Origin of the sequence: Streptomyces boluensis (assembly GCF_009908195.1) — a bacterium.
GTDB classification, from domain to species: Bacteria; Actinomycetota; Actinomycetes; order Streptomycetales; family Streptomycetaceae; genus Streptomyces; species Streptomyces boluensis.
The window spans coordinates 1-19,855 of the sequence record NZ_JAAAHS010000041.1 but is presented as its reverse complement, the minus strand read 5'-3'; the positions used below and the strand labels follow the sequence as shown (position 1 = coordinate 19,855).

12 protein-coding genes and 1 tRNA gene are annotated in these 19,855 nt (G+C 70.4%); 6 read left to right on the top strand and 7 right to left on the bottom strand.

All coding sequences use genetic code 11. The features are described 5' to 3' along the window. Window positions 1-13: 13 nt before the first annotated feature. Window positions 14-550 (bottom strand): response regulator, encoded by a 537-nt coding sequence (locus tag GUY60_RS08515; RefSeq protein WP_188132294.1) that lies wholly within the window; start codon window positions 548-550, stop codon window positions 14-16. A gap of 44 nt (window positions 551-594) precedes the next feature. After that, on the bottom strand, window positions 595-4,980 hold the full coding sequence (locus GUY60_RS08510) for a HAMP domain-containing hybrid sensor histidine kinase/response regulator (RefSeq protein ID WP_161695493.1): 4,386 nt from the start codon (window positions 4,978-4,980) through the stop codon (window positions 595-597). A gap of 132 nt (window positions 4,981-5,112) precedes the next feature. Between GUY60_RS08510 and GUY60_RS08505 the strand changes: the two genes are divergently transcribed. The 3 genes from GUY60_RS08505 to GUY60_RS08495 all read left to right on the top strand — a co-directional run bounded on the left by GUY60_RS08505 (window position 5,113) and on the right by GUY60_RS08495 (window position 9,259). Then, window positions 5,113-6,993, top strand: coding sequence for a GAF domain-containing SpoIIE family protein phosphatase (locus tag GUY60_RS08505; RefSeq protein WP_246234509.1), 1,881 nt, complete (start codon window positions 5,113-5,115; stop codon window positions 6,991-6,993). Window positions 6,994-7,194: 201 nt separating this feature from the next. Beyond that, window positions 7,195-8,415, top strand: a complete 1,221-nt coding sequence (locus tag GUY60_RS08500) for a metallophosphoesterase (protein ID WP_161695491.1) — start codon at window positions 7,195-7,197, stop codon at window positions 8,413-8,415. A gap of 106 nt (window positions 8,416-8,521) precedes the next feature. Continuing rightward, the gene (locus tag GUY60_RS08495; protein WP_161695489.1) at window positions 8,522-9,259 is read left to right on the top strand and encodes a sporulation protein; all 738 of its coding nucleotides are present in this window, start codon (window positions 8,522-8,524) and stop codon (window positions 9,257-9,259) included. A gap of 1,152 nt (window positions 9,260-10,411) precedes the next feature. On the opposite strand, the gene GUY60_RS08490 is transcribed toward GUY60_RS08495, so the two are convergent. Both GUY60_RS08490 and GUY60_RS08485 read right to left on the bottom strand, forming a co-directional pair. After that, window positions 10,412-11,176, bottom strand: coding sequence for an IPT/TIG domain-containing protein (locus GUY60_RS08490; protein WP_161695487.1), 765 nt, complete (start codon window positions 11,174-11,176; stop codon window positions 10,412-10,414). 147 nt (window positions 11,177-11,323) lie between these two features. Continuing rightward, on the bottom strand, window positions 11,324-12,070 hold the full coding sequence (locus GUY60_RS08485; RefSeq protein WP_161695485.1) for an IPT/TIG domain-containing protein: 747 nt from the start codon (window positions 12,068-12,070) through the stop codon (window positions 11,324-11,326). A 1,485-nt stretch (window positions 12,071-13,555) separates the two neighbouring features. On the opposite strand from GUY60_RS08485, the gene GUY60_RS38850 reads away from it, so the two are divergent. Beyond that, complete coding sequence (locus GUY60_RS38850; RefSeq protein ID WP_246234508.1) at window positions 13,556-13,771, top strand: hypothetical protein; 216 nt, start codon at window positions 13,556-13,558, stop codon at window positions 13,769-13,771. Between the two features lie 415 nt (window positions 13,772-14,186). Here GUY60_RS38850 and GUY60_RS08475 read toward each other — a convergent pair. Next, window positions 14,187-14,260 (bottom strand) — tRNA-Pro (locus tag GUY60_RS08475). A gap of 109 nt (window positions 14,261-14,369) precedes the next feature. On the opposite strand from GUY60_RS08475, the gene GUY60_RS08470 reads away from it, so the two are divergent. Beyond that, window positions 14,370-14,897, top strand: a complete 528-nt coding sequence (locus GUY60_RS08470) for a DUF309 domain-containing protein (protein ID WP_161695483.1) — start codon at window positions 14,370-14,372, stop codon at window positions 14,895-14,897. 152 nt (window positions 14,898-15,049) lie between these two features. After that, window positions 15,050-17,116 carry an MDR family MFS transporter gene (locus GUY60_RS08465; RefSeq protein ID WP_161695481.1) on the top strand — a complete coding sequence of 689 codons (2,067 nt, stop codon included), beginning with the start codon at window positions 15,050-15,052 and terminating at the stop codon, window positions 17,114-17,116. A gap of 231 nt (window positions 17,117-17,347) precedes the next feature. On the opposite strand, the gene GUY60_RS08460 is transcribed toward GUY60_RS08465, so the two are convergent. Together GUY60_RS08460 and GUY60_RS38845 are read right to left on the bottom strand one after the other, a co-directional pair. Further along, a complete protein-coding gene (locus tag GUY60_RS08460) occupies window positions 17,348-17,995 on the bottom strand; it encodes a LuxR C-terminal-related transcriptional regulator (protein WP_161695513.1) in 648 nt (215 codons plus the stop codon). Continuing rightward, window positions 17,992-19,776: a sensor histidine kinase gene (locus tag GUY60_RS38845; RefSeq protein WP_312866228.1), complete on the bottom strand. Its 1,785-nt coding sequence runs from the start codon at window positions 19,774-19,776 to the stop codon at window positions 17,992-17,994. The genes GUY60_RS08460 and GUY60_RS38845 overlap by 4 nt, the downstream gene beginning before the upstream one ends. Between the last annotated feature and the right edge of the window lie 79 nt (window positions 19,777-19,855).

The window sequence follows — 19,855 nt, the reverse complement described above, 5'->3', positions numbered from 1 at the left end:
AGCCCCGCGGCTCTCACCCGCCGCCGGGGTGCCGGAGCCAGTCGACGGTGCGGCCCAACTCGGCGACACGGTCCGCGAGTCGGGACGGATCGGAGGCGGCGCCGTCCCGCAGGAGCAGCTCGATCCGGTTGAGCTCCTCGGCCACCTCCGCGAGCCGTTCCCCGTGCGCGGAGTCCGCCACCGCCGCGGCCAACTGCTGGTTCTTGCGGTACAGCTCAAGGAAGACGCTGACCTTGGTCCGCAGCATCCAGGGGTCGATGGGCTTGGTCAGAAAGTCCGCGGCGCCGACCGCGTATCCCCGGTACGCGTAGTCCGGCCCTGGGTTGACGCCGGTCACCAGGATGATCGGCACGTCCTTGGTCTGGTCGAGGCGCTTGATGGTCCCCGCGGTCTCGAAGCCGTCCATGCCGGGCATCACGATGTCGAGGAGCACCACCGCGAACTCCTGGCGCAGCAACGCCTTCAGGGCTTCCTCGCCGGAATGCGCGCGGACGATCCGCTGATGCAGCGGGCCGAGTACGGCCTCGAGTGCGAGGAGGTTCTCCTCCATGTCGTCGACGATGAGAATGTTGCAACGCTCAGGTGCCACGGTGCTCACGCCCCGTCCTCCGTCGATCCGCCGTCCTGGTCCGGTCCACCGTCCTGGTCCGGTCCACCGTCCTGGTCCGTTCCACCGCCCCGGTCCGGTCCACCGTCCTGGTCCGGTCCACCGTCCTCGTCGTGCGGGCCGTCCCCGTCCGCCTCGCCCTTCCGCGTACCACCGTTGCGCGGCGGGTCGAGCAGCGCGGTGATCACGGACAGCAGCCGGTCGATGTCCACGGGCTTGGGCACGTAGTCGGAGGCGCCGCTGCCGATGGCCTTCTCGCGGTCTCCGGGCATCGCCTTGGCGGTGAGCGCGATGATCGGCAGATGTGCGAGCCGGGGGGTGCCGCGGATGGCCCGGATCGTCTCGTACCCGTCCATCTCCGGCATCATGATGTCCATAAGGATCAGCGCCACATCGGGTGTGCGCTGCAGCATCTCAAGGCCTTCGCGGCCGTTCTCGGCGTACTTCACGGTGATGCCGACCCGGCCGAGTACGTGCGTCAGCGCGAAGACGTTGCGGATGTCGTCGTCGATGATGAGGATGCGCCGCCCGGCGAGGACCTGTCCGGGGCGCCCGCTGAGCCACTCCTTGAGCCGGGTCGCCTGCGGCCAGGTGGCCTCCCGCGCGTCGGTGCCCCACCCGGTGTTCACGCCCCGGTCGTCGGCGACCGTGTACGCGTCCCCGGTCCTGGCGGGGCTGTCGGGCAGGGGCACGGCCAGGGGGACGTCCAGGGGGACGGCCTCCACCGGCGGGGCCTCGGCTTCGGGAACCACCGGTTCCGGCAGGGGCGGTACGAGGCCGTCCGGCAGGATGCCGCTCTGCACCGGCAGCGCGGCCGGGGCGAGGCCGCCGGGGTGGCGCGCGGGGACGTAGAGGGTGAACTGCGAGCCGACGCCGAGCTCGCTCTCGGCGACGATCCGGCCGCCGAGCATCCTGGCGATCTCCCGGCTGATGGACAGGCCGAGGCCGGTGCCGCCGTACTTGCGGTTGGTCGTGCCGTCGGCCTGCTTGAACGCCTCGAAGACCACCGGGAGTTTGTCCGCGGAGATGCCGATGCCGGTGTCCTTGACGCGGAACGCGAGGACGGTCTCCGCGTTCTGCAGCGCCTCCCCCACCACGTCCTCCCCCGGCACCCGCTCGACCCGCAGCTCCACGGAGCCGGAGTGGGTGAACTTGACCGCGTTGGACAGCAGATTGCGCAGCACCTGCTGGAGCCGCTGCTCGTCGGAGTGCAGCTCCTGCGGCACATCGTCCCCGACGGTGATCTTGAAGCCGAGGCCGCGGTCGACGGCCAGCGGCCGGAAGGTCGCGTCGACATACGTGAGCAGCTTGTCCAGGGACAGTTCCTTCGGGTGGACGTCCATCCGGCCCGCCTCGATCTTCGACAGGTCGAGGATGTCGCTGATCAACTGGAGCAGATCGGAGCCCGAGCGGTGGATCGTCGCGGCGAACTGCACGTCCTGGTCGGAGAGATGGCCGTCGGGGTTGTCGGCGAGCAGCCGGGCGAGGATGAGCAGCGAGTTCAGCGGGGTGCGCAACTCGTGCGACATGTTGGCGAGGAACTCCGACTTGTACTGCGAGGCGGTGGCGAGCAGCGCCGCCTTCTCCTCCAGGGCGGCGTTGGAGCGCTGCAGTTCGTTGGAGCGCTCCCGCAGCTCGGCGGTGAGCCGCTGCGACTCCGAAAGCAGCGACTCCGTACGGGAGTTGGCGATGATGGTGTTGAACGAGACGCCGATGGTGTTGGCGAACTGGTCGATGAAGGCCAGATGTACGTCGCTGAACCTGCTGAGCGAGGCCAGCTCGATCACGCCGAGCAGCTCGCCCTCGAAGAGGATCGGCACGATGACGATGCTGGCCGGCAGGGCCGCGCCGAGCCCGGAGTTTATGGTGATGTACTCCTGCGGCGCGTCCAGGACGAGGATGCGCTTCTTCTGCTTGGCCGCCTGGGCGATCAGGCCGCGCCCCTGCGTGCCGGTGCCGGGCAGCGGGCTTCCGCCGCCCGCCTGGTCGGTCCCGTACCCGACGATGAACTGCAGGTCCTCGCCGGGGCGCGCCCCGGAGTCGGCCAGGAAGAACGCGCCGAACTGCGCGTTCACCAGCGGGGTCAGCTCGCCGAGGATGAGGTCCGCGACCTCCACCAGGTCGCGGTGGCCCTGCATCAGGGCGGCCATGCGGGTCAGGTTGGACTCCAGCCAGTCCTTGGCGCGGGTGGTCTCGCGGAGGTTGGACACCATGAGGTTGATGTTGTCCTTCAGCTCGGCGACCTCGCCGCGCGCCTCGACCGTGATGGAACTCGACATGTTGCCCTGGGTGACGGCGCTGGCCACCTCGGCGATGGCGCGTACCTGCGTGGTGAGGTTGGAGGCGAGTTCGTTGACGCCGGTGGTGAGCCGCTTCCAGGTGCCGTAGACGCCCTCGACCCGTGCCTGGCCGCCGAGTTGGCCCTCGCTGCCCACCTCGCGGGCGACCCTCGTCACCTCGGAGGAGAACGAGGAGAGCGTGTCGACCATCGTGTTGATGGTCGTCTTGAGTTCGAGAATCTCGCCGCGCGCGTCCACATCGATCTTCTTCGACAGGTCGCCCTGCGCGACGGCGGTGGCGACCTGGGCGATGTTCCGCACCTGTGAAGTCAGGTTGTCTGCCATGAAGTTGACGTTCTCGGTGAGGTCCTCCCACACGCCGGAGACGCCGCGCACCTGGGCCCGGCCGCCGAGGTTGCCCTCGGTGCCGACCTCGCGGGCCACGCGGGTCACCTCGTCGGCGAACGCGCGGAGCTGGTCGACCATCGTGTTCACGGTGTCCTTGAGCTGCTGGATCTCACCGCGCGCGTCGACTGTGATCTTCTTCGACAGGTCTCCGTCGGCGACGGCCGTGGTGACCTGCGCGATGTTGCGCACCTGCGAAGTCAGGTTGGACGCCATGAAGTTGACGTTGTCCGTCAGCTCCTTCCACACCCCGGACACCCCGCGCACCTGCGCCTGACCGCCGAGGTTGCCCTCGGTACCGACCTCGCGGGCCACGCGGGTCACCTCGTCGGCGAACGCGGAGAGCTGGTCGACCATCGTATTGATCGTCGACTTCAGCTCCAGGATCTCGCCCTTCGCCTCGACGGTGATGGTCTTGCCGAGGTCGCCCTGCGCGACGGCCGTGGCGACCTGCGCGATGTTGCGCACCTGCGAAGTCAGGTTGGACGCCATGAAGTTGACGTTGTCCGTCAGCTCCTTCCACACCCCGGACACCCCACGCACCTGCGCCCGGCCGCCGAGGTCGCCCTCGGTACCGACCTCGCGGGCCACACGGGTCACCTCGTCCGCGAACGCGGAGAGCTGGTCGACCATCGTGTTGATCGTCGACTTCAGCTCCAGGATCTCGCCGCGCGCGCCGACCGTGATCTTCTGGCTCAGGTCCCCGTTGGCGACGGCGGTGGTGACCTGGGCGATGTTGCGTACCTGTGAGGTCAGGTTGGACGCCATGAAGTTGACGTTGTCGGTGAGGTCCTTCCACACCCCGGACACCCCGGGTACGTGGGCGCGGCCGCCCAACTCGCCCTCGGTACCCACCTCGCGGGCCACGCGCGTCACCTCGTCGGCGAAGGCGCGGAGCTGGTCGACCATCGTGTTCACGGTGAGCTTCAGCTCAAGGAGCTCACCGGTCGCCTCGACCGTCACGTGCTGGGTCAGGTCGCCCTGCGCGACCGCGGTCGTGACCACCGCGATGTCGCGGACCTGGGCGGTGAGCCGGGAGGCCATCGCGTTGACGGCCTCGGTCACGAAGCGCCAGTCGCCGGAGAGCCCCTGGACCTTCGCCCGCTCACCGAGGCGCCCCTCGGTGCCGACCTCGCGGGCGACTCGGGTCACCTCGCCGGTGAACAGCGAGAGTTGGTCCACCATGCGGTTCACACCGCGCCCCAGGCGGCGCAGGTCGCCGCGGAGCTGGCGCTTGCCGTCGTGCAGTTCGACCCGCGGGGTCAGATCGCCGTCCGCGACCGCGTCCAGTACGCGCGTGACGTTGCCGACCGGCACGACCAGCGCCTCGATGAGCGAGTTGGCGGCGTCCACGCTCGTGGTCCAGGCCCCGTGCCCCGGGCTGGCCGCGAGCCGCTCGTCCAGGCGGCCGCCCCGGATCACTTCCTGGCGTACGCGTTGCAGCTCCGAGGCCATGTGCGCGTTCCGCGTGACGATCTGGTTGAACACCTCCGCCAGCTCGGCGGTGACCCCCTCGGAGGCACCGTCGGCCCGCACGGTGAAATCGCCGTCCCGGACGGCGATCATCGTCGCGAGCAGGGGCCGCAGATCGGCGGCGCTCAACGCCTGCTCACTCCGGGTGGGACCCGGCTCACTCCGGGTGGGCCCCGGCCGATCGGCCGTCCCGGAGCCCTCGGCGGTCTCGATCATGGCGAAATGTCCTCAATCGCGCACTAAGCAAGAGTTGATACCACTCATACGATTTAGACTACATTCATCGACTTCGCGCCGGAACCGAGCCGGGAGGCGCCTGTGGGTCCCTCCGCTGACCTGCGTGATTCCTTGTCGCGGATCCGTCTGCCCGCCGACGAGCTGGCCCCTTCGGCGGCCCGCAGGTTCCTCCGCGCCGCCCTCTCGGAACTGTCCGTTCCGACCGCCCCCGCGGCCCGTACGACGGCGGGCGAACGCCTCGTCGACGACGCCGTACTCCTCGCCGACGAGCTGCTCACCGCGGCCGTCGCGCACGGCGGGTTCGAGGTCGACGTCGGCTGCCGCATCGACGTACGACCCGAGCACCCGAACGGCACGGGCAACGGCGACGGCCATGGCAACGACGGATTCCCCGCCGCGCCCCCGCAGAACGTGGCCCAGCAGGTGGACGTCGTCGTCGAGGTGGTGCACCGCCGCCTGTCCGGCACCGGGCAGGACGACCCCGGCGGCGGCCTGCGGGACAACCTGCGGGGGCACGGGCTGCGGCTCCTGAGCGTGCTCGCCGAGTCCTGGGGCGTGACCTACCGGCAGGCCGAGGAGACCGTGTGGTTCCGCCTGGACACCCGCTCCGAGGCCCGGCCACGACCGGACGGCCCGCCCTACGGTGTCCCCGCGGCTCCGGCCCACCCCTCGCGGCCGCCCGGCCTCCCGGCTCCCGACAGCGCCGAGCCCGCCGGGGCGTCCTTCCTCGCCGAGGTCAGCGAGCTGCTCACCGGGCAGCTCGACGAGGACCTGGTCACCGCGCTCACCGGCCAGCTCCTCGTCCCGAGGCTCGCCGACTGGTGCGCCGTCTGGCTCACCACCACCAACGGCAGGATGCGGCTCTCCCGCGTCTGGCACCGGGACGAGCAGCACATCCGTACGCTTCGCCTGGCCCTGGAGCAGGAGCGCCCGCCGCCGACCACGCTGAGCACCACCGCCATCACCTGGCCCTGGCCGGAACGCGCGGACCTCACCGAGCCGGGCGGCTCGGCGCTGATGTTCCCACTGGTCGCGAGCGGCCGCTGCCACGGCGCACTACTCATCGGCCGCGCCGGACAGCCCCGGATGACCGGCACCGTCGTACGCCTCACCCAGGACGTGGCCCGCCGGGTGGCGCAGGCCGTCGTCACGGCCCGGCACTACACCCGGCAGGCGGACATCAGCCAATCGCTGCAACGCCGCCAGCTGCCCACGTCCCTCGCGGCCATACCGGGCGTCGACACAGCCATCGTGTACGAGCCCAGCGGCGAGGGGCAGACCGTCGGCGGTGACTTCTACGACCTGTTCCCGATGGGCGAGAGCCGCTGGTGCTTCCTGCTCGGCGACGTCTGCGGCCACGATCTGGAGGCGATGTCCGTCACCGGTCTGGCCCGCCACCTGGTACGGCTGCTCGCCCGCGAGGGCCACGGCGTCGAGGCCCTGCTCGACCGGCTGAACATCGCGATGTCGGAGGAGGGCGCGGAGGCGGTCGCGGTCACCGGGGAGCCGGCCGGCTCGCGGTTCCTCAGCCTGCTGTACGGCGAGCTGGAGCCCGACCCGGTGTCCGGCGGCGCGCGGGTCACCGTGGCCAGCGCCGGGCACCCGCTTCCGCTGCGGCTCTCCGCCGACGGCACGGTGACGCCGGCCGCCGAACCGCAGATGCTGCTCGGGGTCGACGAGCAGGCGGAGTTCCACGCCAACTCCTTCCACCTCGCACCCGGCGAGACACTGCTCTGCGTGACCGACGGAGTGACCGAACGCCGCCGGGGCAACCGGCAGTTGGACGACAACGACGGCCTCGCCGAGCTGCTGCGCGGCTGCGTGGGGCTCGGCGCGAAGGCCGTGGCGGAACGCGTACGGAAGGCGGCGCACAACTTCAGCCCCGACCCGATCGACGACGACCTCGCCGTCCTCGTACTGGAAGCGGTGCCCGTACTGCGGCCGGGGGCGGAGGCGGGAGCAGCGCCGCGGACTCCTGTGGTCCCGGCCTGATGCAGCATCAACTGCCCATGATGCATGCCGAGTTGAGCGACACGTACGGGCTCCGCACTCGGCCGGCGCGCCACGGGCTGGTCCTGACCTGAATGACGAGTGGCCGGCCCTCGGCCATGCACTCGCGCACCCTGTCCGGCCGGTCCGACGACGGCCGGATACAGTGCGCGACGGCAGCCTGGTTGCCCAGGGAGGGGAAGCGTGACCGGTACCAGCGAGACGCGATCCGTCGACGGCGCGGCGCGCGAGGCTCAGCAGAGACGACTGCGTCGCCTGATGCGCCTCCTCCCCCTGATCGCCCCCGTTCTGCTGTGGACGGTGCCCTGTTGGCTACTGCTGTACTCCGGTCAGCACTGGCCGCTCGCTGTCACGCTGGCCGGCACCGCCCTGTTCGCCCTCGGCCTGATCGGCATGCCGCTCGCGATGGTGCGCGGCCACGGCAAGCGGCAGCAGGACCGGGCGGCGATCGTCGGGGACACCCTGCTTGGCGCCAGCTGGACCCTGTTCACCTGGTCCGTTCTGCTCGGCGTCCTGCTGCGACCCGCCCTGACCGTGACCGGTGTCGGAGACGGCCAGGACCGGGCCCGGATCGTCACGTGGGCGGCCCTCGGCACAGCCGCCGTGCTGCTCGCCTGGGGGTACGCCGAGGCCCGCAGGGTGCCACGGGTGCGCCGGCTCGACGTTGAACTCCCGCGCCTGGGAGCTGGGTTGGACGGCACCCGCGTCGTCCTCATCACGGACACCCACTACGGGCCCCTCGACCGCGCCCGCTGGTCGGCCCGGGTCTGCGACACGGTGAACACCCTGGACGCCGACCTGGTCTGCCACACCGGAGACATCGCGGACGGCACGGCCGAACGCCGCCGCGCCCAGGCCACCCCACTCGGCACCGTGCAGGCCACCCGCGCCCGGGTCTACGTCACCGGCAACCACGAGTACTACAGCGAGGCCCAGGGCTGGGTCGACCTCATGGACGAGCTGGGCTGGGAGCCACTGCGCAACCGCCACCTGCTGCTCGAACGCGGCGGCGACACCCTCGTGGTCGCCGGCGTGGACGACGTCACCGCCGAGTCCTCCGGCCTGGCCGGCCACCGCGCCCACCTCGCCGGAGCCCTGCACGGCGCCGACCCCGACCACCCCGTCCTGCTCCTGGCCCACCAGCCCAAGTTCGTCGACCAGGCCGCAGCCGGCGGCGTCGACCTCCAGCTCTCCGGCCACACCCACGGCGGCCAGATCTGGCCCTTCCATCACCTGGTCCGCATCGACCAGCCCGCCCTCGCCGGCCTCAGCCGCCACGGCGCCCGCACCCTCCTCTACACCAGCCGTGGCACCGGCTTCTGGGGACCGCCGTTCCGCGTCTTCGCCCCGAGCGAGATCACCCTCCTCGTACTCCGCTCCTCGCAACGGCCCGCTTCGCCGTAGCGCCAGGTGCGGCACCGGAGCCGGCGGGAACCCAGAGTTCGTTTCGGACGAGCCCTAGACTCCCTGCAGATTTGATCAATGTGTTCCATCAGGGAGAGGACAACTCGTGGCATTCCGCGCATTCTTCAGCGCTCTGGGCATCAACGCGCCCGAGGCGGACACGGTGCCGGCCCGGACCGACGTACACCCGGGCGAGGAGCTGCCGCTCAGGGTGGCGGTGCGCGGCGGAGGCGCCGATGTCCAGGTCGACCGGCTCACGGTGGAGCTCGTGATACGGGTGGAGGAATGCGAGCCGGCCGAGACCGGCTGGGCGGCCCCACAGGTGCTGGCCAGTGTGGAACTCGGGTCCTTCACGCTCGCGGCGAAGGAGGAGCGGACCTTCGAGGGCAGTGTGGCCATCCCCTGGGAAATGCCCCTCACTCATGCTCTGGGCCGCGGGCTGAAGGGCGCGCGGTGCGCACTGCGCACCACGATGGCGATCGACAATGCGGTGGACCCGGGCGACTTCGACGAGATCGCCGTGCATGCCCGGCCCGTCCAGGACGCGATGTTCCAGGCGTTCGCGGACCTCGGCTTCCGCTTCGCCGAGGCCGAGGTGAAGAAGCACTACCGCAACCATCAGCGGACGCAGAAGCTGGCGTACTGCCAGGAGCTGGAGTTCGGGTTCCCGAGCTCCTACAACCGTCAGAGCCAGCTGGAGATGACCGTCATCACGGCGCGGCCGGACTCGGTCGAGGTCATCCCCGGGTCGATCGGCTCGTTCCTCTTCACCGCGGACGAACTCGACGTGGCGGCGTGGACGAGCTGGCTGGACGACTTCTGCCGCTCGCACTGGTCCGCGTAGTGCCGTGACCGCCACTGGTGGGCGAGGTTGCAGAGTCCGATGCCGCTGCAGGCTCCGGGCGCATCGCGAGGGCCCCCGGCGGGACGGTGAGTCTTCACACCGATCCAACTCCCGCCAGGGGCCCTCGCGTTACGACGGGAACCGGCCGGCTCGTCTCCCGGATTCAAGGAACCCAGTCCGGCCCAGGCCGTCCCGTCGGTATCACCGCGCCATCACGGCGAACAATAGGCAATGGGACGAACGGCTGACTCCTCAGTGGCAGAGTTGTTGTGGAAGCTGACGGTCCAACTGTCGTCGGGATTCGAGCTCGTGCTCCTGTAGCTCCGTACGGGCATGACCTCGTCGCCCGCCAACCAGCCACCGGAAACCGCCTTCTGGCCGACCGGACAGACGGCGACCAGAGCCGTCGTCCCTCCCGGTCCGAGCATCGTCTCCGGTCCGTATACGGGAGTGACGCTGGCGGTTCCTGAGGGCCCTTGAGGACCGGTGTCACCCTTAGGCCCCTGGGGCCCCGGAGGGCCCGGGGGACCCGGCTCGGCGCACCGCGGCACATGGCCCCAGACTCTGACGTAGCGGGCGGTCACCCAGCCCGGGCGGTGCGCAAGCCTGTACCACGTTCTGTCGCCGCCGACGCTTTCGCCGGATGACTTGCACTCGATACCGATCCGGGCGTTGTTGGGGTAACCGCCGAGCTTGGCAGAGTGGGTCGTCGGCTGGGAGCGGATTTTCACGCCAGCCTTCGCCACGACAATCCCGCGACCCGCCCCCATGGACTGGTTCCGCTCTGCGCCGGCAGCAGTCACCCCGGATCGTACGGTGCCCGTTGGTCCCTGATCTGCCGCTACGGGCCCCGAGAGCCCACACGCCAGACCGATACTCACCGCCCCCAGGACAAGCGATGAAGCAACATTCCTTCGCATCACGAACCACCACACCTTCCACCGCGCGTCTGCATTGAGGAGACGTGAAGAGAAAAGCGCATATACCACCAAAAACCGTGTTGTGACACAAACAAATATGAATAGTGACTGGTCCGGAGGCGGTGCGCCTCGATGTTCGCGGCCGGGGATGCACTCGTATGCCACCGGAGCCGCCCTGCTGCCAGGCGTCCGGGTACCACGGGAAGACGTCCTGCCAGCAGGGCACGGCGGGTCAGATGGCGGGGCCCTCGACTCTGGTGTACGTCAGCCCGTTGCTGGTGCCGGCGGTGGTGACAACCGTGACGATGACCGCCCCTGCCGCGCCTGCCGGGGCGACAACCGTGACCTGAGTCGCGGAAAGCACCGTGAACGATGCGGGAGTGCTGCCGAAGAAGACGCCGGTGGCGGTCGTCAGGCTCGTTCCGGTCAGCGTGACGGCGCTTCCCGCATACGTCGGTCCCTGGGTGGGGGCCAGGGCCGTCAGGGTGGGAGCGTTGAAGTAGCCGTAGCTGAGGGGGTTGCTGGTGCCGCCGGGGGTGGTCACCGTGACCGCAGCGGAACCGGCTCCGTGGGCAGGGGTCACCGCCGTGATCTGAGTAGCGGAAACGACGGTGAACGACGACGCCGCGACTCCGTCGAAACGCACAGCCGTCGCACCCGACAGGTTCGCCCCCGTGAGCGTCACCACGGTGCCTCCCGAGACCGGGCCCTGACTGGGCGACAGGCTCGACAGGGAAGGGGCGGGGACGTAGGTGTAGGTGACGGACGGGGTACTGGTGCCCCCGCTGGTCGTGACGGTGACATTGACCGCGCCGGTGCCGGCAGGAGTCACCGCGATGATCTGCGTGCCGCTGACGATGGTGAACGAGGTGGCGGCAACACTGCCGAACTTGACGGCTGTTGCGCCGGTGAAGCCGGTACCGGTCAGGGTGACAGTGGTCCCGCCGGAAACCGGCCCCTTGTTTGGACTGACCGAGGAGACGACAGGGACAGCCATGGCTGTACTCCTTACGCGTCGCTGCGACCAGATCCGTGTGCGGACCTGGCCACGTGCAGATGCCGATAGTGGGGGCTTTGCCCGTCCGGGCGGAATAGGGGTACCGCCCGGACGAGGGTTGAACGTCTGTCCGGTGGGGCTGCCGGACTAGATGCCCGGACCGGCGACGTAGGTGAAGCCGCCGACCGAGGTGGCGGATCCAGCCGGGTTGGTGACCACGACGTCTACCGCGCCGGCGGTGCCGGGCGGCGTGACCACCGAGAGCGTGGTGGCGTTGATGACGGAGAACGGTGCGGTGGTGCCGTCGATGGTGACGGACGTGGTGCTGCTGAGGTTCGTGCCCGTGACGGTCAGCGCCGTTCCACCGGAGGTTGATCCCGAGGCCGGGGTGATCGTCGCGATCGTGGGGTCGTCGATGTAGGTGTAGGAGAACCCGTTGTTGGTGCCGCCCGCGGTCGTCACGCTCACTGACACCGACCCGGCCGACGCGCCGGCCGGCACCACCACAGTGAGGGAGGCGTCGGAGATCACGGTCGGGGTGGCGGTGTTCGCGCCGAAGGACACACTGGTCGCCGTCGAGAGGCCGGTGCCGCTGATGGTGACGGTGTTTCCGCCGGCCGTCGGCCCGGAACTGGCGCTCAGGGCGGACTTGAACGGGGCACCGACGTAGAAGAACGAAAGCGGGTTGCTGGTCCCGCCCGGCGTCGTCAGGGTCACCCCGACCACGCCCGTCCCGGACGGAGATACCGCTGTGACCTGCGTCGGCGAGACGTTGGTGACGCTCGTGGCCTGCTGGGTGCCGAACGTCACCGCGCTGGTGTTGGCGAGGTTGACACCTGTGATGGTCACCAACGTGCCACCGCCGGTGGAACCCTGATTCGGGGAGATGGGCATGAGGACGCTCCTTCTTCCTTCTTCGGTGAGATACGAGAAACCGGCGGAACGGCCCAAGGCCGGTACCGATGAAGGGCGTTGGCGTGGTAAGCGCTTTGCCCACGTCTCCAGGTGGGAACGGAACGTGGCTCAGAAGTGCTGACGGGCCCAGGGCGAAATAACGGACCCTCGCCCCAGCACCCATGGCCAGGTACGTACACCTGTCTCTGGGCATGAAGAAAACCGGCAAGCGCTGCCTATACCAACGTTCCCCCGGCACGGGGATGGGCAGCCCGCCGGTTTCACACCCACAGTGACGCATACACCCGATCGAGTTACAAGAGGCTCGTCACCCAGTCACCCGAACGGAGTAATTCCTGCGAGAGAGACCCATCGTTCTGCACGATGAACCCGAAACTCCGGCACTTCGCCGCGGCGTACACCGCGCCCACGGGTGCGGTGTACGCGAACCTTCCGGACACCATTCCGCAGACCGCCAAAGGACGCTGGAAATCGACGACTTCCCGCTGAATCGCTGCAACGTTCCCCCTGAATCGCCGCGGCGAAAATCGGCCTGAATTCTGCTTGCTGACGCCCTGCCGCAACGGATTGGATAGAAATATCCAACCGGTGGGCTGCCCAGCTCTCCGGAGGATCCGGTGGTCAGCCGGTATGCATCGCCCCTCCGGGGCAACGCATAGGGTGCTGGCTTGCCGCGATGGGCACCTCCGTAGAGGAAATTGGATCCGATCAGCCGGTACCGCCCAGGTGCCGGCTGACGCGGTGGGGTGCACGGCGAGCCGCATGCGCCCTCCTCACTCACTGCGACCCGGGCCAATGCCTACTGGAGCGCCCGCCCCGAAGTGCTCGGTCTCGATGTAGCCCGCGGTGAAGTAGACCTTCCGTAGGGCCTGTTGGCATCTCCTGGACCATGCGCTGGTGATAGGCGCGGCGGAAGACGGACGGGCCCAGGCCGACCAGGGACGCCACGTCGCGGCGCTGACACTCGTCCGCGAGCGACTGCATCCACGTCAGGTGCCACAGGCCGTGGGCATACATGCCCCACTGGAACTCCGCCCGCAGCAAAGGCCGTAACCCGCGCAGGTTGACCGGGCAGGTTGATCGTGCCGCTCGTAGGTGGCGAAGAAGTTCCCGTCTCCAGCAGCTTCTCCCGTGCGCCGTCCGGAAGCATCCTCGAGTGCCGACGGTGCGGTCCCCTGGGCGCCAACGGGTTGTGGGCAGCGACGACTTGGGCTCGAGACGCAAGCCCGCAGCTATCCAACTAGGCCAGGGCCATCGAGCACAGCACATAGCCGCTCGCCGCGACGGGCATCACGACTGCGGTCCCGGCGAACCCCCTATCAGGCTCTAGTCCGCTGGACGGACCCCACGAGCAAGCGCCGCGAATCACTGTCTGAAGTAAAGGACAGCGAGGAAGAAGCGCAGGAGCGGATCCAAGCCATCATCGAGGCCGAGCAGGCTGGCCTCACCCCATCGCTCGCCACCATGAAGCTCGCCGAATACGGCGAAGCGAACATGGAACTTGCCCTGCGTGGGCTGGATTTGAAGGTGCTCGACCCTTATCTCTCGGGATGGCGGCTGCGTGTGGTCCCCACGCTGGGACACCTGCCCGTCGAACTGGATCGCCCAAGAACACAGCCGCTCAACGGTCAAGAACACCATTGCCGTCCTGGTCCGCGTCATGGAACAGGCCGTCCGTGACCGCATCATCAAGGTCAACCCGGCCCACGTGGCGGACGCATCTCCACCGCCGTCCTACGCGACGCCACACACTGGGACGACGTGGTCACCAAGCTCGGCTACAAGCACCTTCGCCGCCACGACCTCCGGCACACCAGGCTCACCTGGTCGCCGACGCCGGAGTCCAAGTCCACGTGCTCCGCAGGATCGCCGGCCACGGATCGCTGACCACCATCCAGCGCTACCTGCACCCGGACGTCCACAAAATCACGGCCGCCGGGACAGCGCGCTGCGCGCACCGCGCTCGCTGCCGGGCCCGATCGTCGCGACCCGCTGACCCCGGTCAAGCACGCCGGTCCCCAACTGGTCCCCAGAAATAGCCAAGAGCCGGTTTCGAATACCTTCGAAACCGGCTCTCATCTGCGACTGTCTCCAGTCGGGACGACAGGATTTGAACCTGCGACCCCTTGACCCCCAGTCAAGTGCGCTACCAAGCTGCGCCACGTCCCGATGCCCGTTCGCGGCCGTTGACCGCGTCGTGCTGTAAGTACCTTACCTCACCCCGGACCTGCGCCGATCACCCCCGCCCGGCCACAATCGGAGGGTGATGAGCACCCCGATGGACACACCTCCCCCAGAGCCCCAGGACCGTGACCGCGACGCCGAGGGGCGGGCCCGCAACGCCCGTCCCCGTGACGGACTCGGCAGGCCGCTGCCGTACGGAGCGCCGGGCGTGGAGCGGCAGCCCGAGGGGATCGTGCGCACCCCGGAGCAGACGCTCGCCGAGGCGCAGGCGCTGCTCGACCAGGGGCGGCCGTTCCACGCGCACGAGGTCTTCGAGGACGCCTGGAAGTCGGGCCCCGAGCGAGACCGGGCGCTTTGGCGCGGGCTCGCCCAGCTCGCGGTGGGCCTGACCCACGCGGCCCGCGGCAACACGACGGGCGGCGCCCGGTTGCTGCGTCGCGGCGCCGACGCGCTCCCTGCCGCGGACCTGGACACCGGGCAGGCGCCGGCGGCAACGTACGGGGTCGATGTGCCCGGTCTCCGCGTCTGGGCCGAGGAGTTGGCGGCGCGGGTGGAGCGCGGCGCGGGTCCGGTCGACGCGGCGGAGAGCGCTCCGGTGCTGCGGGTGGGCCGGACGGACTGAGCAGGCACGCAGGCGCGGGGGGGGTGGATGATGGGCCCGTACCGCTCTCGCCGCAGCTCCTGGTGCGCCGGCCGTGTCGCCTCGCGCGTGCGTGTCACCGGTCCGGTCCCTCGCGGCGGGCGCCGGTGGGGGCGGCGCACAAGAGTTGCCGTGTGACCACCAGTGCCGAGACCGCGCCCGTCGCCGCCCCGCCTGTGCTCGACGCACGGACCCGCAATGTCGTCTTCGTGACGATCATGCTGGGGGTGCTGCTCGCCGCGCTCGACCAGACCATCGTCGGCACCGCGCTGCCCACGATCGTCGCCGACCTGGGTGGCGGCGCCCATATGTCGTGGGTCGTCACGGCGTATCTGCTCGCCGAGACCGTGGCGACAGTCCTGGTCGGCAAGTTCGGTGACCTCTTCGGCCGCAAGGTGATCTTCCAGATCTCCGCGATCGTGTTCATCACCGGCTCGTTCCTCTGCGGCCTCGCCGGCAACATGACGCTCCTCATCGTCTGGCGCGGACTGCAGGGCATCGGGGCGGGCGGTCTCATGGTCACCGCGATGGCGCTGATCGCCGATGTGATCCCGCTGCGGGAACGCGGCAAGTACCAGGGCGCCATCGGCGCGGTCTTCGGGGTGTCCACCGTGATCGGGCCGCTGCTCGGCGGCCTGTTCACGGACCATCTCTCCTGGCGCTGGGCGTTCTACGTCAACGTCCCCATCGCGATCCTGGTGGTGATCGCGGCCGCCCGCACCATCCCCAGCGTGCGGTCGGCGGTCCGCCCGGCCATCGACTACCTGGGCATCGCGCTGGTCGCCGCCGGGGCAAGTGCCCTGATTCTGGCGACCAGTTGGGGCGGCAACGAGTACGCGTGGGGCTCGGGCGTCATCATCGGACTCTTCGTCGGCGGCGCGGTGGCGCTCGCGCTGTTCTGTCTGGTGGAGACGCGGGCGGCGGAGCCGATGCTGCCGATGCGGCTGTTCGCCAACCCGGTGTTCACGGTCTGCTCGATCCTCAGCTTCGTGGTGGGCTTCGCGATGCTGGGCGCGATGACGTTCCTGCCGACGTATCTGCAGTACGTCGACGGGGACTCGGCCACGGTCTCCGGGGTGCGGACGCTGCCGATGGTCGCGGGTCTCCTGATCGCCTCGATCTTCAGCGGCAACGTGGTCAGCAAGACCGGCGCGTACCGGATCTTCCCCATCGTCGGTTCCCTCGTGATGGCGCTCGGCCTGTATCTGCTCTCGCTGATGAGCGCGGACACCAGCAGCTGGCTCGAGTCGCTCTACATGTTCGTGCTCGGCGCCGGTATCGGCCTGTGCATGCAGGTGCTGACCATCGCGGTGCAGAACACCGTCGAGTACGCCGACCTGGGCACCGCGACCTCCGGTGTCACGTTCTTCCGCACCCTGGGCAGCGCCTTCGGCACCGCCGTGTTCGGGACGATCTACGCCAACACCCTGGAGCCCAACCTGACCGCCGGGGTCGTCGAGGCCGCCCGGCTCGGCGGGACGGAGCCGGCGGAGCTCGCGCAGGCCGCGCAGAGCCCGCAGGGGCTGCACTCGCTGCCCGACGCGCAGGCGGAACCGCTGATCGAGGCCTACGCGGACACTTTGCAGACGGTGTTCCTGCTGACCGTGCCCGTGGCGGTGCTCGGCTTCCTGGTGGCCCTCTTCCTCAAGCAGGTCACGCTGCGCGACTCGGCCCGGATGACGTCGTCCGACATGGGCGAGGGCTTCTCCGCGCCCGCCGCGAACGCCGAGTCCGCGCAGCTCCTCGAACTCGCCGTCGCCAAGATCGTCCGGTCCGCCGGTCCGGCCGAGGCACGTGGGGTGCTCGCCGCGTCCGAGTCCCGGCTCGATGTGGCCGGGGCGTGGGCGGTGATGCAGGTCGAGCTGCTCACCCGGCTCGTCGGGCATGCCAGCCTCGGCCTGGTCGCCACGCGCCGCGAGGTGCCGCCCGAGGTGCTTGTGCCGGTCTTCGACCGGATGGTGGACGAGGGGTATCTGAGCCGTGCGGGCGCGTTCTTCTCGCACACCCCGGCGGGCGCCCGCGAGGCCGCCGTGATCAGCAAGGCCTGGGGCGACTGGCTCGGCGACCGGCTCGAGGACGACCGCGGCCGTCCCGCCGGGCCCGAACTGCGCGCCGCCACCGACGCGATCGCCAAGCGGCTGCTCGCCGAGGACCTCGCCACCGGAATGCCCGGCGCCGCCCGGCAGCGCGTCTCCACCTGAGGCGCGCCCCTAAGGGGTCCTCGTACCGGAATTCAGGGCTGACCCTGATGTCCACGGCCGCCGGGCAGCCTAGCGTTGGTGGTCCGGCACCGCTCCGCGCTGGGAATACGGGGGCACGGGTCACGGGATCTCGGGGGAGGCACCGACCGGTGGCTCATCGCGGAGCGGGGGCCGGATGCCGTCAGGTGGTGGGGTCGCCGTCAGGTGGGGCTTGCCGTCGAGTTGTGGGGTCTACGCGTCGCGCAGGTGCCGGAGGACGGCGAGGACGCGGCGGTTGTCCTGGGCGTCGGCGTCGATGCCGAGCTTGGTGAAGATGCTGCGGACGTGCGACTCCACCGTTTTCGCCCCGATGACCAGAGTCAGTGCGATGGCGTGGTTGGAGCGGCCCTGCGCCATCAGGGACAGCACCTCCCGTTCCCTGGCGGTGAGTTCGGCGTGCGTGCCGGCGGCGGCGCGCACGCCGTTCATGAGGTGGGCGACGACCTCCGGGTCGACGACGGTCTCGCCTGCGGCGACCCGCTTCAGGGAGTGGGCCAGTTCGTCGGCGTCGGCGACGCGCTCCTTGAGGAGATAGCCGAAGCCGCCGCTGTCGTCGTCGGAGAGGGCCCGCACGGTCGCGGTGGTCTCCACGTACTGGGACAGCAGCAGGATGCCGGTGCCCGGGTGCAGGGCGCGGATCGCGGCGGCGGCGCGCAGCCCCTCGTCGGTGTGCGTGGGCGGCATCCTGATGTCGAGGAGGACGGCGTCGGGGCGGTGCGCGGCGACCAGGTCGAGCAGTGGTCCGGGCTCCGCGCACTGGGCGGGCACCTCGAAGCCCTCGTCGACGAGCAGCCGTACGAGGCCTTGGCGCAGGATCGCCGAGTCCTCGGCCACGATCACCCGCACGGCAGCTCCGCCCGGACGCGGGTGCCGCCGCCCGCGGGGCTGTGCACCCGCAGCACGCCGTCGACGGCGGCGATCCGGTCGGCGAGACCGCGGAGCCCCGTGCCGCGCGCGCTGTCGGCGCCGCCGATGCCGTCGTCGACGGTCTCGACGACGAGGGTGGAGCCGTGCCGCCTGGCGGAGACGCTGACGGCCTCGGCGCGGGCGTGCTTGGCGGCGTTGGCGAGGGTCTCGCAGACGGTGAAGTACGCGGTGGTCTCCACGACCGGGTCGTAACGGCCGGGTTCGGCGGCGACCACGACGGGCAGCTCGGCCTGGCGGGCGAGTTCGGCGAGCGCGGGGGCCAGGCCCTCCCTGGTCAGTACGGCCGGGTGGATGCCGTGGGCGAGTCCGCGCAGCTCCTCGAGGGCGAGGCGCAGGCTCTGCTCGACCTCCGCGACGGAGTCGCGCACCTTCGCGTCGGGATGGTCGGCGACGCCCTTGCTGACCCGGCGCAGCGCCATCAGGGCGAAGACGATGCGGGCCTGCGCGCCGTCGTGCAGGTCGCGTTCGAGGCGGCGCCGCTCGTCGTCGGCGGCGCGCACGATGCGCGAGGTGACCTCCTTGGCCTCGGTGCGCAGCCAGGCGTTCTCCAGGCCGAGGCGGAGCGCGGCGCCGACGGCGGCAAGCAGTTCGGGGTCTTCGGCGAGCGCCGGGTCGTGGTCGAGGACGGCGAGGGGTGTGCCGCGCGCGGAGTCGACGCGGCTTGCGCGCGGCCCCTCCGCGCGTACGGTGCGGCCGCCCTGGTCGACGTAGCCGCCGCGGCCGCCCCGGTCGTGCTGCCACAGGCCGAGCCGCAGCGAGCTGTCGCCGAGCACGCGCGCGAGGACGTCGCGCATGCGGGCCGGGGTGGGGTCCGCGCCCACCTCGATGACCAGGCCGCCGACCTCGGCGCGCCGCAGCCGCATCCGCAGGAGCCCGCCGAGGAACGCCAGCGGTACGGCGATCTGCGCGAGGTCGGAGAGCAGCAGGACGAGGTCGGCGCCGAAGCCGGAGAGCCCCGGCACGGTCAGGAGCACCACGTCCCAGGCGACGAAGGCAAGCGCGATGCCGATGGCGATCCAGGCGGGCAGCAGGGCGCGGCGGCGGGCGGCGGAGGCGCGGCGCCAGCGGTGCACGACCGCGACGGCGAGGAGCGCGGAGATCACCAGGGCGCCGCCGCGGTAGGCCAGGTCGATGGGCTCGAAGAGTCCGGTGGCACCGTCCACGAGCAGCGGGTTGGGGCCGCAGCCGCGGCAGTCGAGATAGGTGGCGTCGGGGGCGCGGGCCGGGTCGTACGTCATGGCCCGCAGCAGCCCGCCGGCGGCGACGAGTCCGTACGAGAACCGGATCAGGAGGCGGGTGCGGGTGCTGGTGGTGCGGCCGTCGGGGAAGGTCAGGACGAGGTGGGCGAGGACCGCCATGTTGAGCGCCTCCCACCAGGCGCCGACGGCGAACAGGGCGGGTACGGAGGTGCCCTGGAGGTTGCCGATGAACCAGGTGACGCCCTCGGCGACCATGAGCGGGCCGGTGCGGTTGGCGGGCCTGCGCCACCAGGCGACGAGTCCCGCGCCCGCGTACGCCCAGCCCACCGCGAGGTCGCGCAGGATGTCGGCGCCCGTACCGCCGGCCCGCGCGTACGCCAGGGAGCCCGCCGTGCCCGCGCCGAGTGCGGCACCGGCGCCGAGCGCGAGGCGCAGGCCGAGTGGCCACGCCCCGATGCCGTACTTCGCCGCCGACTTCGCCCCCACCCTTGTCACGGCCCACACGCTAAGGCATGGCCCGGCGGGGTCGGCGGGCGGATTCGGCATGGGCGGGACGGGGGCTCGTGCGGGTGTG